Annotated in this window: 15 protein-coding genes and 3 pseudogenes; 11 read left to right on the top strand and 7 right to left on the bottom strand. The window is 60.2% G+C overall.

Translation table 11 applies throughout. The annotated features are described in order from the left end of the window. The first annotated feature begins 8 nt into the window (after positions 1–8). The 5 genes from lysA to PA6_RS06345 are packed head-to-tail and all read left to right on the top strand — an operon-like array spanning position 9 to position 4,430. Complete coding sequence (lysA, locus tag PA6_RS06325; protein WP_021700062.1) at positions 9–1,256, top strand: diaminopimelate decarboxylase; 1,248 nt, start codon at positions 9–11, stop codon at positions 1,254–1,256. Positions 1,257–1,266: 10 nt separating this feature from the next. Further along, entirely contained in the window at positions 1,267–2,097 is an 831-nt protein-coding gene (gene dapF / locus PA6_RS06330) for a diaminopimelate epimerase (protein WP_021700063.1), read from the top strand. Next, positions 2,094–2,789, top strand: coding sequence for a DUF484 family protein (locus PA6_RS06335; RefSeq protein WP_021700064.1), 696 nt, complete (start codon positions 2,094–2,096; stop codon positions 2,787–2,789). The genes dapF and PA6_RS06335 overlap by 4 nt, the downstream gene beginning before the upstream one ends. Before the next feature lie 43 nt (positions 2,790–2,832). Then, positions 2,833–3,729: a tyrosine recombinase XerC gene (gene xerC / locus PA6_RS06340; RefSeq protein WP_021700065.1), complete on the top strand. Its 897-nt coding sequence runs from the start codon at positions 2,833–2,835 to the stop codon at positions 3,727–3,729. Further along, positions 3,726–4,430, top strand: a complete 705-nt coding sequence (locus tag PA6_RS06345) for an HAD family hydrolase (protein WP_021700066.1) — start codon at positions 3,726–3,728, stop codon at positions 4,428–4,430. Before xerC ends, PA6_RS06345 begins: the two co-directional genes overlap by 4 nt. A gap of 56 nt (positions 4,431–4,486) precedes the next feature. On the opposite strand, the gene sutA is transcribed toward PA6_RS06345, so the two are convergent. The 5 genes from sutA to glnK form a co-directional block, all read right to left on the bottom strand. Beyond that, on the bottom strand, positions 4,487–4,816 hold the full coding sequence (sutA, locus tag PA6_RS06350; RefSeq protein ID WP_021700067.1) for a transcriptional regulator SutA: 330 nt from the start codon (positions 4,814–4,816) through the stop codon (positions 4,487–4,489). Between the two features lie 88 nt (positions 4,817–4,904). Then, positions 4,905–5,330 (bottom strand): secondary thiamine-phosphate synthase enzyme YjbQ, encoded by a 426-nt coding sequence (locus tag PA6_RS06355; protein WP_021700068.1) that lies wholly within the window; start codon positions 5,328–5,330, stop codon positions 4,905–4,907. Positions 5,331–5,457: 127 nt separating this feature from the next. Beyond that, complete coding sequence (locus PA6_RS06360) at positions 5,458–6,708, bottom strand: ammonium transporter (protein ID WP_021700069.1); 1,251 nt, start codon at positions 6,706–6,708, stop codon at positions 5,458–5,460. A gap of 95 nt (positions 6,709–6,803) precedes the next feature. Continuing rightward, the gene (locus PA6_RS06365; RefSeq protein WP_021700070.1) at positions 6,804–8,120 is read right to left on the bottom strand and encodes an ammonium transporter; all 1,317 of its coding nucleotides are present in this window, start codon (positions 8,118–8,120) and stop codon (positions 6,804–6,806) included. A 35-nt stretch (positions 8,121–8,155) separates the two neighbouring features. Beyond that, on the bottom strand, positions 8,156–8,494 hold the full coding sequence (gene glnK, locus PA6_RS06370) for a P-II family nitrogen regulator (protein ID WP_021700071.1): 339 nt from the start codon (positions 8,492–8,494) through the stop codon (positions 8,156–8,158). 414 nt (positions 8,495–8,908) lie between these two features. Here glnK and PA6_RS06375 point away from each other — a divergent pair, with 414 nt between their 5' ends. The 4 genes and pseudogenes from PA6_RS06375 to PA6_RS22695 all read left to right on the top strand — a co-directional run bounded on the left by PA6_RS06375 (position 8,909) and on the right by PA6_RS22695 (position 12,625). Next, positions 8,909–9,169 carry an accessory factor UbiK family protein gene (locus PA6_RS06375; protein ID WP_021700072.1) on the top strand — a complete coding sequence of 87 codons (261 nt, stop codon included), beginning with the start codon at positions 8,909–8,911 and terminating at the stop codon, positions 9,167–9,169. A gap of 32 nt (positions 9,170–9,201) precedes the next feature. Continuing rightward, positions 9,202–9,396: pseudogene (locus tag PA6_RS06380) on the top strand (magnesium chelatase domain-containing protein); the annotation flags it as partial. A 416-nt stretch (positions 9,397–9,812) separates the two neighbouring features. Further along, entirely contained in the window at positions 9,813–11,951 is a 2,139-nt protein-coding gene (locus PA6_RS22690) for a DEAD/DEAH box helicase (protein ID WP_021700074.1), read from the top strand. Beyond that, entirely contained in the window at positions 11,948–12,625 is a 678-nt protein-coding gene (locus PA6_RS22695; RefSeq protein WP_021700075.1) for a DUF2290 domain-containing protein, read from the top strand. The genes PA6_RS22690 and PA6_RS22695 overlap by 4 nt, the downstream gene beginning before the upstream one ends. 265 nt (positions 12,626–12,890) lie before the next feature. Here PA6_RS22695 and PA6_RS24165 read toward each other — a convergent pair whose 3' ends face one another. Then, positions 12,891–13,121 carry a hypothetical protein gene (locus tag PA6_RS24165; protein ID WP_254843324.1) on the bottom strand — a complete coding sequence of 77 codons (231 nt, stop codon included), beginning with the start codon at positions 13,119–13,121 and terminating at the stop codon, positions 12,891–12,893. Positions 13,122–13,285: 164 nt separating this feature from the next. Between PA6_RS24165 and PA6_RS06390 the strand changes: the two genes are divergently transcribed. Further along, on the top strand, positions 13,286–13,783 hold the full coding sequence (locus tag PA6_RS06390; RefSeq protein ID WP_021700077.1) for a hypothetical protein: 498 nt from the start codon (positions 13,286–13,288) through the stop codon (positions 13,781–13,783). On the opposite strand, the pseudogene PA6_RS23335 reads toward PA6_RS06390, so the two are convergent. Then, positions 13,777–14,908, bottom strand: a pseudogene (locus PA6_RS23335) (IS3 family transposase). The gene PA6_RS06390 and the pseudogene PA6_RS23335 sit on opposite strands and share 7 nt — an antisense overlap. Before the next feature lie 106 nt (positions 14,909–15,014). On the opposite strand from PA6_RS23335, the pseudogene PA6_RS24170 reads away from it, so the two are divergent. Then, positions 15,015–15,349: pseudogene (locus tag PA6_RS24170) on the top strand (hypothetical protein); the annotation flags it as partial. Positions 15,350–15,526: the final 177 nt, after the last annotated feature.

Genomic DNA, 15,526 nt, shown 5'->3' on the forward strand with positions numbered 1-15,526 from the left:
GGGGTTCCATGCAAGCCTTTACCAGCCGCGACGGGCAACTGTTCGCGGAGGGCGTGGCCCTGTCCGCCATTGCCGAACGCTTCGGCACGCCCACCTACGTCTATTCCCGCGCCCACATCGAGGCGCAGTACCGCGCCTATGCCGATGCCCTGGCCGGCATGCCGCACCTGGTGTGCTTCGCGGTCAAGGCCAACTCCAACCTGGGCGTGCTGAACGTCCTGGCGCGCCTCGGCGCCGGCTTCGACATCGTCTCCCGTGGCGAGCTGGAGCGCGTCCTGGCCGCCGGTGGCGAACCTGCCAAGATCGTCTTCTCCGGTGTCGGCAAGACCCGCGACGACATGCGCCGCGCCCTCGAAGTGGGCGTGCACTGCTTCAACGTCGAATCGGTGGACGAGCTGGAGCGCCTGCAGCTGGTGGCCGCTGAATTGGGCAAGACCGCCAGCATCTCGCTGCGGGTCAATCCGGACGTGGATGCCGGCACCCACCCGTACATCTCCACCGGCCTGAAAGAAAACAAGTTCGGCATCGACATCGAGCAGGCCCCGGCCGTGTATGCCCGCGCCGCCGAACTGGCGAACCTGCGCATCGTCGGCGTGGACTGCCACATCGGCTCGCAGCTGACCAGCCTGCCGCCCTTCCTCGATGCCCTGGAGCGCCTGCTGGCGCTGGTCGACCAGCTGGCCGCGCAGGGCATCCAGATCCAGCACCTGGACCTCGGTGGTGGCCTCGGCGTGCAGTACCGCGACGAGCAGCCGCCGCTGGCCGGCGACTACATCGCCGCCGTACGCGAGCGCCTCAAGGGCCGCGAGCTGGCCCTGGTGTTCGAGCCGGGCCGCTCCATCGTGGCCAACGCCGGCGTGCTGCTGACCCGCGTGGAATACCTCAAGCACACCGCGCACAAGGACTTCGCCATCGTCGACGCGGCGATGAACGACCTGATCCGCCCGGCCCTGTACCAGGCCTGGATGGACGTCACCCCGGTGCAGCCGCGTGACGGCCAGGCGCGCCAGTACGACCTGGTCGGGCCGATCTGCGAGACCGGTGACTTCCTGGCCAAGGGCCGCGAGCTGGTGCTGGCCGAAGGCGACCTGCTGGCCGTGCGCTCGGCCGGCGCCTACGGCTTCGTCATGAGCTCCAACTACAACACCCGCGGCCGCGCCGCCGAGGTGCTGGTGGACGGTGAGCAGGCCTTCGAGGTGCGTCGCCGCGAGACCCTCGCCGAACTCTACGCCGGCGAAAGCCTGCTGCCGCAGTGAGGGCGCGATCATGCTATTGCGCTTCACCAAGATGCACGGCCTCGGCAACGACTTCATGGTCCTCGACCTGATCAGCCAGCACGCGCATATCCAGCCCAAGCACGCCAAGGCCTGGGGCGACCGCCACACCGGCGTCGGCTTCGACCAGCTGTTGCTGGTGGAGGCGCCGACCAACCCGGACGTGGACTTCCGCTACCGCATCTTCAACTCCGACGGTTCGGAAGTGGAACAGTGCGGCAACGGCGCGCGCTGCTTCGCCCGCTTCGTGGTGGACAAGCGCCTGACCGTGAAGAAGCAGATCCGCGTCGAGACCAAGGGCGGCATCATCGAGCTCAACCTGCGTCCGGACGGCCAGGTCACCGTGGACATGGGCGCGCCGCGCCTGGTCCCCGAGCAGATCCCCTTCCAGGCCGACGCCGAGGCGCTCAGCTACGCGGTGGAGGTGGACGGTCAGTCCGTGCAGCTGGCCGCCGTGTCCATGGGCAACCCGCACGCCGTGCTGCGCGTCGACAACGTCGACAGCGCGCCGGTGCACAGCCTGGGGCCGAAGCTGGAACACCACCCGCGCTTCCCCAAGCGGGTCAACGTCGGCTTCCTGCAGGTCATCGACCGCAAGCAGGCGCGCCTGCGCGTGTGGGAACGTGGCGCTGGCGAAACCCAGGCCTGCGGCACCGGCGCCTGCGCCGCGGCCGTGGCCGCCATCCGCCAGGGCTGGATGGACTCGCCACTGCAGCTGGAGCTGCCGGGCGGCAAGTTGTCCATCGAGTGGGCAGGGCCCGGCCAGCCGGTTATGATGACCGGACCCGCCGTTCGCGTGTACGAAGGACAGGTTCGTCTATGAGTGACCAGGATCAGCCCGTGAAACTCGACTCCGAGAGCGTCGCCGCCTACCTGCGGCAGCACCCGGAATTCTTCGTCGACCATGAGGAGCTGATCCCCGAGCTGCGCATTCCGCATCAGCCCGGCGAGGCCGTGTCGCTGGTGGAGCGCCAGGTCAAGCTGCTGCGCGAGCGCAACATCGAGATGCGCCATCGCCTGTCGCAGCTGATGGACGTAGCCCGCGACAACGACCGCCTGTTCGACAAGACCCGCCGCCTGGTGCTCGACCTGCTCGACGCCGGCAGCCTGGAAGAAGTCATCGGCGCGGTGGAAGACAGCCTGCGTCACGAGTTCCAGGTGCCCTTCGTCAGCCTCATCCTGTTCAGCGAAACGCCGCTCGGCGTGGGCCGTTCGGTCAGCTCGGCCGAGGCCCACCAGGCCATCGGCGGCCTGCTCGGTGGCGGCAAGACCACCTGCGGCGTGCTGCGCCCGGCCGAGCTGGAATTCATCTTCGGCGCGGACGAATGCACCCAGGTCGGCTCGGCCGCCGTGGTCAGCCTGACCCACCAGGGCCTGCATGGCGTGCTGGCCATCGGCAGTCCGGACCCGCAGCACTACAAGAGCAGCCTCGGCACCCTGTTCCTCGGCTACGTCGCCGAAGTCCTGGCCCGCGTCCTACCACGCTTCGCCGCGCCGCTGCGCTCGGTGCGCTGAACCCCGGGCCGCGCGCGGCCCATCGTCGTCTGCCGGAGTCGCCATGCAGAGCAGCCTCGACGCCTTCCTCGAACACCTGCGCAGCGAACGCCAGGTGTCCAGCCACACCCTGGACGGCTATCGCCGCGACCTGCACAAGATCCTCGCCCTGTGCGAGAAGCAGGCCGTCGCCAGCTGGGACGCCCTGGATACCCGCACCCTGCGCGCCATGGTCGCGCGCCTGCACGCCCAGGGGCAGTCCAGCCGTTCGCTGGCGCGCCTGCTCTCGGCCGTGCGCGGCTTCTACCAGTACCTCAATCGCGAGGGTCAGTGCCGGCATGACCCGGCGGGCGGCCTGTCCGCGCCCAAGGGCGAGCGCCGCCTGCCGCGTGCCCTGGATGCCGACCGCACGGCGCAGCTGCTGGACGGCGGCGTGGAGGACGACTTCATCGCCCGCCGCGACCAGGCCATGCTCGAACTGTTCTATTCCTCCGGTCTGCGCCTGTCCGAACTGGTCGGCCTGGATCTCGACGGCCTCGACCTGCCCGCCGGCCTGGTCCGGGTACGCGGCAAGGGCAACAAGGCGCGCGAGCTGCCGGTCGGGCGCAAGGCCTGCGAGGCCATGCAGGCCTGGCTGCCGCTGCGCGCCCTGAGCAACCCGCAGGATGGTGCGGTGTTCGTCGGCCGCCAGGGCAAGCGCCTGACCCCGCGCGCCATCCAGCTGCGGGTGCGCCAGGCTGGTGTGCGCGAGCTGGGCCAGCACCTGCATCCGCACATGCTGCGACACTCCTTCGCCAGCCACATGCTGGAATCCAGCCAGGACCTGCGCGCCGTGCAGGAGCTGCTCGGCCACGCCGACATTGCCACCACGCAGATCTACACCCACCTGGACTTCCAGCACCTGGCCAAGGTCTACGACGGCGCCCACCCGCGCGCCAAACGCAAGAGCGAGACCCCATGAGCCTGCGCCTGATCACCTTCGACCTCGACGACACCCTGTGGGACGTGGCCCCGGTGATGCATGGCGCCGAAGCCGCGTTGCGTGACTGGCTGGCTGCCGAAGCGCCGCGCCTGGGGCCGGTACCCATCGAGCACCTGTGGGCGATTCGCGCGCGTCTGCTGGCCGCCGATCCCATGCTCAGGCATCGCCTCAGCGAGCTGCGCCGGCGCATCCTGTTTCACGCGCTGGAGGAGGCCGGCTATCCACAGGACGAAGCGCAGGTGCTGGCTGAACAGGGCTTCCAGGTGTTCCTCGAGGCCCGCCACCGGGTCGAGTTCTTCCCCGACGTGCACCGCATCCTCGAACACCTGGCCGAGCGCTACATCCTCGGCGTGATCACCAACGGCAACGCCGAGGTGGCCCGCCTGGGCCTGGCCGACTACTTCCGCTTCGCCATCAGCGCCGAGCAGATGGGCATCGGCAAGCCTGATCCCAAGCCGTTCCATAGCGCCCTGCAACGCGCCGGGGTGGAGGCGCCGCAGGCTGCGCACATCGGCGACCATCCCGGCGACGACATCGCCGGCGCCAAGGCGGCCGGCCTGCGCGCCATCTGGTTCAACCCACAAGGCAAGGACTGGCAGGGCGAGGCCGCCCCCGACGCACAGATCCGCCGCCTGGCCGAGCTGCCGGCGCTGCTGGCCGGCTGGACCGCCGGGCGTTAGACCCGGCCATGAAAAAGCCCGCCGGATGGCGGGCTTTTTCATGGCGGCAACACCCCTCAGATGGGGCGACTGCCGTACTTGCTATCCGGCTTCTTGGGCGGATCGGCGACCACGTTGGGCTCGATCTCCTGCACCGCGCCACCGCGCGCCAGGAACTCCTCCATGGCCTTGGCCAGGGCATCGCGCTCCTTCTGCTTGGCTTCTACGCTGGGCAGTTCCTCGACTTCCTCGGCTGCCTTGGCCTTCTTGCTCGGCTTGCTGCCAGGCTCTACGGCATCGCTGCCGTCGTCCTCGCCATCATCACCGGCATCGGCCGCTTCCAGCTCCTCGCCGTCATCCTCGTCGGCGCCTTCCAGGTCGTCCTGTTCCAGTTCTTCGTCGCTCATGTTCTACCTCATGACTTGCGCAAAGCAGGTTACTTATAGCCCAGTGGCACGCATTGCAAACATGCCACCGGAAAAAATTCTTCGGCCTTCAATGCCATTCGCCCTGCAGGGTCGCCAGTACCCGGCGCGAACCACCATGGTCGCGGTGCTCGCCGAGATAGATACCCTGCCAGGTGCCGAGCGCCAGACGCCCCTCGCTGACCGGCAGGCTCAGTTGGCAACCGAGCAGGCTCGACTTGAAGTGCGCCGGCAGATCGTCCGGCCCCTCGTAGTCGTGCTCGTAGCCCTCTTCACCCTGGGGCACAAGACGGTTGAAGAAGCGCTCGAAGTCACGTCGCACCGCACCATCGGCATTCTCGTTGATGGTCAGCGAGGCGGACGTGTGCTGCAGCCACAGGTGCAGCAGACCGACCCGGCACCGGGCCAGTTCCGGCAGCGCCGCGACCAGTTCGTCGGTCACCAGGTGAAACCCACGCGCCCGGGCGCGCAGACTGATCAGCCGTTGTTGCCACATAGCAGGCATCCGCAGCCTCCGATGGCGGCGCATTTTAGAGCCTGTCGCTGACCATTTCACCTGGCCAGTGAGGGAATTTTCCAAGCAATCGTTGCCCAACAAAAAGGGCGCCGAAGCGCCCTGGTATTCACTTGCGGGTGAACTCCGGGTAGGCCTCCAGACCACACTCGGCGATATCCACCCCCTCGTACTCGTCTTCCTCGCTGACGCGCAGGCCCATCAGCAGCTGGATCAGCCCCCACACCACCAGGCTGGCGACGAACACCCAGGCGAAGATGCAGGCGGCGCCGAGCATCTGCACGCTGAGGCTGGCGCTGGTGTTGGTCAGCGGTACGGCCAGCAGGCCCCAGATACCGGCAGCGCCATGCACCGAGATGGCACCGACCGGATCGTCGATGCGCAGCCGCTCCAGCATGAGGATGCTGAACACCACCAGCACACCGCCCACCGCACCGACCAGCACGGCCTGCACGGCACTCGGCGTGGCCGGCTCGGCGGTGATCGATACCAGGCCGGCCAGGGCGCCGTTGAGGATCATGGTCAGGTCGGCCTTGCCGAACAGCAGACGCGCCACCACCAGGGCCGCCAGCAGGCCACCGGCGGCCGCCAGGTTGGTATTGACGAACACCGCCGCCACCGCGTTGGCGTCGGCGATGCCGCTGATCTTCAGCTGCGAGCCGCCATTGAAGCCGAACCAGCCGAGCCAGAGGATGAAGGTACCGAGGGTGGCCAGCGGCAGGTTGGCGCCGGGAATGGCGTTGATCTGCCCGCGGCTGCCGTACTTGCCCTTGCGCGCACCGAGCAGGATGACCCCGGCCAGAGCCGCCGAGGCACCGGCCAGATGGACGATGCCGGAGCCGGCGAAGTCCTTGAAGCCGAGCTGCTTGAGGAAGCCGCCGCCCCAGGTCCAGTAGCCTTCGATCGGGTAGATCAGGCCGCACATGACCAGGGCGAAGGCGAGGAAGGCCCACAGCTTCATGCGCTCGGCCACCGCGCCGGAGACGATCGACATGCAGGTGGCGACGAACACCACCTGGAAGAAGAAGTCGGCACGCTTGGAGTAGGCCGGAGCTCCCTCGCCACCGGCCGCCACCACGTCCGCCGCGTGCTCATTGCCGATCAGGAAGCCGAAGTTGGGCAGCACACCGCCCTGGGCGCCGCCATACATCAGGTAGTAGCCGACCAGCAGGTACATCACGCAGGCCAGGGCATAGAGGACGATGTTCTTGGTCAGGATCTCGGCGGTGTTCTTGGCCCGCACCAGCCCGGACTCGAGCATGGCGAAGCCTGCCGCCATCCACATCACCAGGGCACCGCAGACCAGCAGATAGAAGGTGTCCAGCGCATACTGCAGAGGAATCAGAGCCGTGCTTTCCATCTAGTACTCCGTTGTACCGTTGCACAAGGGTGCGCCGCCGTTGGCGCGGAAAGAAAAACGCCCGGCGAACCGGGCGTTGGGTACAGCTGCGGGGCTTACAGGTTGTAGCCGCGCTCGTTGTGCTCGGAGAGGTCGAGGCCAACGGTCTCGGACTCTTCGCTGACACGCAGGCCCATGACCAGGTCCAGCACCTTGAGGATCACGAAGGTGACGATACCGGTGTAGACCACGGTGACCAGCACGCCGACGATCTGGATCCAGACCTGGGCGCCGATGTCTTCCACGGTACCGAAGCCGCCCAGAACCGGTGCAGCGAACACGCCGGTGAGGATGGCGCCGACAATACCGCCGATGCCGTGCACGCCGAAGGCGTCCAGGGAGTCGTCGTAGCCCAGCTTGCGCTTGAGGCTGGTGGCGCAGAAGAAGCAGATCACGCCGGAAGCCAGGCCGATCACCAGGGCGCCCATCGGGCCTGCGGTGCCGGCGGCCGGGGTGATGGCGACCAGACCAGCGACCACGCCGGAAGCGATGCCCAGGGCGCTCGGCTTACCGTGGGTGATCCACTCGGCGAACATCCAGCCCAGTGCGGCAGCGGCGGTGGCGATCTGGGTCACCAGCATGGCCATGCCGGCGGTGCCGTTGGCGGCGATGGCGGAGCCGGCGTTGAAGCCGAACCAGCCGATCCACAGCATGGCGGCACCAACCAGGGTGTAGCCGAGGTTGTGCGGCGCCATCGGGGTGGTCGGGTAGCCCTTGCGCTTGCCCAGCACCAGGCAGGCCACCAGACCGGCGATACCGGCGTTGATGTGCACTACGGTGCCGCCCGCGAAGTCCAGTACACCCTCATCCCACAGGAAGGCGCCGTCGCCGGACCAGACCATGTGGCACATCGGGGCGTAGACCAGGGTGAACCACACGGCCATGAAGATCAGCATCGCGGAGAACTTCATGCGCTCGGCGAAGGCACCGACGATCAGGGCCGGGGTGATGATGGCGAAGGTCATCTGGAAGACGATGAACACGCTTTCCGGGAAGGCGCCGATCAGGCTGTCCGGCGTCAGGCCGCTGAGGAAGGCCTTGTTCAGACCGCCGACGAAGGAGTTGAGGTTGGTGACGCCCTTCTCCATGCCGGTGGTGTCGAAGGCCAGGCTGTAGCCGTAGACCACCCAGAGAATGCTGATCAGGCCGGTGATGGCGAAGCACTGCATCATCACCGAAAGAACGTTCTTGGAGCGCACCATGCCGCTATAGAACAGCGCCAGGCCCGGGATGGTCATGAACAGCACCAGCGCGGTCGCGGTAAGCATCCAGGCGGTGTCGCCGGAGTTGAGAACAACCTCGTCAGCCATGGCCAGGCCAGGGGTTACGAGGGACAGCAGGGCTCCAAGCCCTGCGATCTTACGCAGAGTCATGTGTTTTTCTCCTGGGGCGTGTGGGGTTCTGAGGCTTAAACTGCGTCGGTGCCGGTTTCGCCGGTACGGATGCGGATGGCCTGTTCCAGATTGACGACGAAGATCTTGCCGTCACCGATCTTGCCGGTGTTGGCCGCCTTGGTGATCGCCTCGATGACCCGATCCAGCTGGTCGTCGGCGATGGCCACGTCGATCTTCACCTTGGGCAGGAAATCGACCACGTACTCCGCGCCGCGATACAGCTCGGTGTGGCCCTTCTGCCGACCGAAGCCTTTGACTTCGGTCACGGTGATGCCCTGCACGCCGATCTCCGACAGCGACTCGCGCACGTCGTCCAGCTTGAACGGCTTGATGATGGCAGTGACTAGCTTCATGAAACTCTCTCCCGTTTGGATGGACTCGCCCCAGGAAAACGAACCCGGCTCAAGTCTAAGCGCAGTGTCTGGCTTTTGAAACGCATCGATCGCCGTGATCAGCCGCCGATTCGATGCTCACCAACCGCATCCGGTGAGGCACTCCCCCGCCTCAGCCTGCGCACCGGTACTGCATCGGTGCACGCGTCACAGGGTGTTAAGCAGAAAGCTTGCCAGCTATGCCAAAAGGCCACTGTTTCATGCAGTTAGGCCCTATTCGGGAAAACTCCCGCGCAGCGACCGGACAGTCATTGCACAGCATTGGTGCAATGCCGGCGCCGACCATGGGCAAAAACCGTGCATTGCCCGCGCACGCCCTGAGCGCCGCAGCCTGCGTGCTACACTGCCGCGGTTGATCAACGAAAAGACCCCGCCATGCTGCCGCCCAAAGCCATTCTCGATACCCTCGCCAGCCACGCCTCGCGCCTGTTCAGCGGTGACAACCCGCTGCCGCGCAGCGAGATCGAAGCCCAGCTCAAGGCCCTGTTGCAGAGCGCCTTCGGCAAGCTGGACCTGGTCAGCCGCGAAGAATTCGACAGCCAGATGGCCGTGCTGGCGCGCACCCGTGCGCGCCTGGAAGCCCTAGAAGCCAAGCTGGCAGAGCTGGAAGCCAGGCAGAACCCACCCGCCGAATAAAGCTCGGCGGGCATGTGATCAAGGAGTGATCCATGTCCCTCGCCATCGTCCACAGCCGTGCCCAAGTCGGCGTCGAAGCGCCGCCCGTCACCGTCGAGGCGCACCTGGCCAACGGCCTGCCGGCCCTGACCTTGGTCGGCCTGCCGGAAACCGCGGTCAAGGAAAGCAAGGATCGCGTGCGCAGTGCGATCCAGAACGCCGGTTTCGATTTCCCGCCACGGCGCATCAAATGTCGTCAAGCATTTTCTTCTGAAATGAGCAGAGTACCGATTTCATAGTTTTCGCTAAGCAATCCTAGAAACCACTAGCCCCCTGATTGGCGAGAACTGCGCCCGGGTTGGTTACCTAGGGAAAGCGCAGTAACGAGTACTGGCAAGCATGAACAGGTTTTAGGCGCGCTGGAATCTCCGAGGACGGGTAACCCTACAGATCGGTGTACGTCTTAGCCTCGTTGGCGTACCCTCTGCGCTTACATATCTAGAGACTAGGAGCGTAAGAGGCCCTCACATACCTCTGGCTACCCACACTCACTTGAGATTAATGGCAGTATTAATGGCCATTTTTGCATCACTACCGATACGCCATTCCGGTGACAAGTGAAGTGAATCGTCTTAACCAAAAGAATTTTTGAGTACGGTGTAGAATGAACCAGACCGCTAATAATTTAGACGTTGTATATGGCGAATATACAGACCTAACACAGGTTCGAGAATTTGTTTCTGGCGTCAAAGACTCTAACTGTAGCGGAACTCTCTACATCGGCTATCCCGTCCTATCTATTGATGACGGAAAAATTGAATTCGATGCACTTTTGGTGTCGCCAAGCAAGGGCGTTATCATATTCGATCTGTATTCTGCAGGAGAATTAGCCGATTACACGCCCGCAATGATCTCTACTGCATCGACAGGACGACAAGAGCAACTATATGCAGCCTTATTTAACAGACTTAACTCCTTCAAAGAGCTAAGAAAAGGCCGCTCACTTGTAGTTGACATATCAACAGTAACTATCAACCCTCTCGCAGATGACATCAAGACGGAAGATGACTTCAATGAGATATCAATTGATCTGCTAGGCGACTTCTACGAATCAATAGATGAGTCTGCTCTGACACCAGAGCAAGAGCAACATCTGAATGCTGCAATCCAACGAATTTCTAACCTCAAGCCCCAAAAGAAACGTTTAAATATCACTCGAGCAGACTCTCGCGGCGCAGTAATTAAACGAATTGAGGAGCAAATCGCCAACTTGGATCTTTGGCAAAAGCGGGGCTCAATCGAATATGTCAACGGCCCACAGCGTATTCGAGGGCTTGCAGGCTCAGGGAAAACCGTTGTTCTCGCTCTTAAGGCTGCATACCTGCACGTCAAGCGACCTGACTGGGACATTGCAATAACTTTCAACTCTCGGGCGCTTTATCAGCAGTTTGAAAGCTTGCTAACTAGATTTGTTTATTCGCAAGTCAACGACGAGCCGGATTGGACTAAGCTTCATATTATGCACTCCTGGGGAGACTCATCCAAACCGGGCATCTACTCTAGAATAGTTCATGAAATAGGCTCTCCCTACCGCGATTTCTCTTCAGCCTCCAGAAAGTGGACATATGCAACAGCTTTTACCGGTGCCTGCCAAGAAGCTCTTGATGCTTTAGGCGATCGCGAACTCGACCTATTTGACATGGTTTTAATTGACGAAGCTCAGGATCTTCCGTCGCCCTTTTTCAAGCTCGTCTACCAAATTACAAAGGATCCAAAACGAATAATTTGGGCATATGACGACCTGCAAAACCTTGGCGACACTCAACTCCCATCCCCTAAAGATTTATTTGGGGTAGATAAGAAAGGCGATGCTCTTGTCACTCTTAAGAACAAAGAGGATTACCCTCAAGAAGACATAGTACTTCCTCGCTGCTATCGCACACCTCCAGAATCCCTTGTCGTGGCTCACGGCTTAGGCTTCGGGATATATAGAGAACCTGTAGTGCAGATGTTCCCACAACCTAAGATCTGGGAACGCTTAGGATACAAAGTAAAGGATGGCTCTCTGGAGTTTGGCGAAGACGTAGATTTAATTCGCGATCCAGAAAGTGTACCTGAGTTCTTTGCGAGACTGCTAAAGCAGGACGAGATAATACAGTTCAAAAAGTTTTCCGACACGAGCGAGCAGTACAACTGGGTTGCATTCGAAATAAATAGACTTATTGCCGAAGAAGATCTGCAATGCTCTGATTTTTTGATAGTCATTCCAGACACGTATCGAAGCAAGTCAATTTCCGCAAAAATGTTGATGGCATTGCAAAAGCAAGGGCTCGCAGGGCGCATACCTGGAGTGAACTCATCAAGAGACTCGTTGTTCTCCGAAGAGATGATCTCCATCACCCATATTTACAGAGCAAAAGGGAATGAAGCCCCGGTTGTCTTTGTTATTGATGCAGACTATTGCAATCAAGGCAAAGAGCTAAAGCAAAAGCGAAATATTCTATTCACCGCAATAACACGGTCCCGAGCTTGGGCTTATGTTTGCGGAACAACTATTGCTTTCGATGGCATTGTTGCCGAATACGACAACATAGTGGACAACGGGTATTCGTTGAACTTCGAATACCCGAATGAAGTAGACATACCACAGCTTTCATCCGCCGCTGACGCTCAGAGCCTCGTACTTGAAGACAGTGACTCTTTCGCCAAAGTCAGAGACGTACTGGAAGAAGTCAAGAATGTTCCCTGGGAACAAATACCCATCGACATTCAAGAGGTGTTAAAAGGATTAGGGCCGCAATGAATCCCATTTCAGCCACCCAAGTCTTAAACAGCTTTCTATACAACGGCTATGAGCAAGGTATTTTCAGGCATGTTAACACGCACCTTGCCACTCAAGGAGGGGCGCGACTATTTAGTGTCGCGCCCGCCGTTGAAATAGGAATGATCGACACTCAAAATCTAAGCATTGATGAATATATAAGAATAATCTCGGAAGAGAGATACTCAGCAATCCTGTCTGATTACTCGCTATTGTCATTAGAATGGGAAATAAAAGACTCCGAGATTAATCGTCATCGATACATGTATATCCCATGCCCCATAAGGACAGGCATAATACATGAGCGACCTCCAGAAATTGAAATTGCAGACTTTTTCGCCCAATTAGACAGAACCAACCTCAACAACAACTTAATCAGCCAAGGCTATCTACGATTTGACTACACCAAGGACCTAGTCAAAAAAGATATAATTCACCCAATTGCACACATGACAATGATCTCACCTGATTGCAGAGTAGCCCTTCGCGCACCACTTTCAGCGGCAGATTTTCTAAACTTTATTTTTGACAATTTTTACCCGAGTTACTGTAGCACCTGGCTAGATTACCAACCCCATCTCCGGGTACTTTGCGAGGATACAATCCGCCCAGAAGAAATCGGCAGAATGCATTTGTACTGGGCAGATGAATTCTAATGCGGGGCATCGCTGTCACTGAGAAACGTTGCTTGCGCATAGACGAGAGGTAACCGGCTGCGATCCTACTTTTAAGCTACCAACTGGAGCCTGGATAAAAGCTTCAAGAAGTCACTTGGCATTGTGGCAATTATTGCCGCCACCTAGTCGCTTGGTAGCTCTGTATTCAACAGCGCTTCAAGTTTCTCAATTTTGCCCCTTATGCAGGAATTACGATCCCACTGCACACTGAACTTCTTACTCTAAACCTTCTGTTCCACCAACATCAGGTAACGGTTGCGGTTATAGGTTTACCGCATCGTGACTCTCCTCGAGCATCCTCATCAAGCTTTTCAAAAGTAATTTCGAAAATGGCGCCGGTTGTCGTTTTGCGCGATACGGATTCGACGTACGAATCTTCGAAGATATTGTCTGCAAGGTCACCAGGCTGCACGCCTGGGGTGACATAGAGGGCGGTCAGCTCGTCAACAAGCGCTTTGATGATTTCTAGGCTCATTTCAACAGTGCCCTCAGCTCCGCCATTATCACTGCCACATGCTCGATGGCGCTCATTCGCACCCACCGCCAGCCTTTGGCTAAGAACAAAGGCTGGCTCTCCTCCACGGGGTGCACTACTTTCTACGCATCGGCCAGGACGGCCATTTTCAGAAGGGACGCCCAATGCGTTACATCAACTACCTGCTTATCGCCTTCACCTCGGCCCTTTGCGCCACTTACTCGGTGCTTTGGCTGACGAAGCCTTCCCCACTCGAGAGCACAACAATTCCTCCATTGATCTTCAATGAGACAAAAGGGGAAATTGTGATATGGGGTGGATGGAAAGCAGTCGAGGGCTATCAGAGCCCAGGAAAAAATGCGGTCGAGGTTCGCTGCTATCGCGAGCTAGGAACCTGTAACGAGGCTCTCGCCACGATTCTGCATCACACGGAGGGCGAAGATCTGGAGGCTCAGATATTCACCTACCAGATCACTCGCTGGGATGAAGCTGGCGTTGATGCTGTCGCCGAGCGCTCCATGGGACTGTGCTTGGAGAGACGTCTGATGATTCACCTACAGGATAAAACTGCGGCGCTAAGATGGTCGCCTCCCGCTGGATGCGACGCTGACAAGGGGCGAGCGGTATTAGTGGGCGACCCGACGTCTCCCCGTCTTCAGTAGCAGCTGGCTTTAGAGTCCTGAGTCAATGTAACGGCTTTCGAGGCCAGTTGCTCGGCATAGGCCGATGGCGTTAACCCACCAAGCCCTTTCTTCGGTCTCTCTTCGTTGTATTCCCTGCGCCAGGACTCAATCACTACCTTGGCGTGCGGTAGGCTGGTGAACCAGTGCTCGTTCAGGCATTCATCACGAAAGCGCCCGTTAAACGATTCGATGTAGGCGTTCTGATTGGGCTTTCCTGGCTCAATCAGGAACAGCTGCACACCTCGCTGATGAGCCCAGGTCAGCATGGCCCGACCACAGAACTCCTTGCCATTGTCCGTGCGGATGGCTTTGGGCAGACCGCGTGACATGGCCAGACGATCCAGGATGCGCGTCAACGAGTGCCCGCCAATCGCTCGTTCCGGCACGATGGCGACAGCCTCATGGGTGGCATCATCCACCACGGTCAGGCTCTTGATGACACGCCCTTCAGCCGTGCGATCAAACACGAAGTCCATCGACCAGACCTGATTGGCTGCCCGTGGACGCCCCAGCGGCTGTCGATCTGCAATCGGGATCTTCTTGCGCTTACGCCTTTTCACCTGCAAGCGGGCCTCGGCATACAGACGCTCCACCCGCTTGTGGTTGATCACCTCGCCAGCCTGGCGCAGCTTCAAATAGATCATCGCGGCGCCATAGCGGCGCCATAGCGGCGATGCCGATGTGCCAGGGCCACAATGCGCTCGCGCAGGCTCTGGTTGCGATCCGGCCTCGGTTGGTAGCGCAGCGCACTGGCGCTCATGCGGATTACCTGAAGCGCCCGGCGCTCACTCAAGCCGCGGGCCGTCATGTGGCGCACCAGCTCGCGACGGGAGGGTGCGCTCACCACTTTTTTCGCAAAGCCTCGCGGGTGACCTCGATTTCCAGCATCGACTCAGCGAGCATTTTCTTCAGCCGGGCATTTTCGCTTTCCAGCTCCTTCAGGCGCTTGGCATCCGACACGCTCATCCCGCCAAACTTGCTACGCCAGAGGTAGTAACTGGCCTCTGAAAAGCCGTGCCGACGACACAGCTCCTTGATCGGCAGTCCGGCCTCGGCTTCGCGCAGAAAGCCAATGATTTGCTCTTCAGTGAAACGCTTCTTCATGTCCAATCTCCTGGTTACTGGGATTGGACTCTAAACCTGAGCGCTACTCAATTCGGGGGAGACGTCGGACCCGTTATAAAACGACCGAGACCCAAGAGCCAGAACTATGAGTTTGTATAAAGCCTCGCCTCCTCAACTTTGTTTGGTTGTTTCAGCAGTGTTGGCGCTATCCAATACAGCTATGGCTGCGAACACTCCGTGTTCAGGAAGCAAAGGAGGCATCGCTGGGTGTGATGGAGATCTGCTCCAACGATGGGTCTATCAGTGGCTGAAAGAAAAAGCTGCTCTGCCTATTTTGGCACCCTTCGTCAGCGTCTAATCCTCAGCAGATGTTGGATAGCTCTGGCGATTGCCTGTGCGGAATCAGCATTTTTTTTGCACCAGCCTACGCGGAGGGGTGTACTGTCTGAGACCCCTGCCGGAAAGAAGAGCTATCGCAGGGCTGATACTTTGAATTCTCGTGTGCTTGCCCGTGGTGAGTATCCGCTGCTAGCCCGCAACTTGGGGGGACTCAATCTGGCTTGGGCAGCGAAGGTCTTCTCGATCGGTGCCAATCGGTCAAGCAAAAGATCTACTGGTTTTCCCTGGTACCCAAAGGCAGCCGGGCAGCCCTAGAGC

The sequence above is a fragment of the Aquipseudomonas alcaligenes NBRC 14159 genome (assembly GCF_000467105.1).
Lineage (GTDB): Bacteria > Pseudomonadota > Gammaproteobacteria > Pseudomonadales > Pseudomonadaceae > Aquipseudomonas > Aquipseudomonas alcaligenes.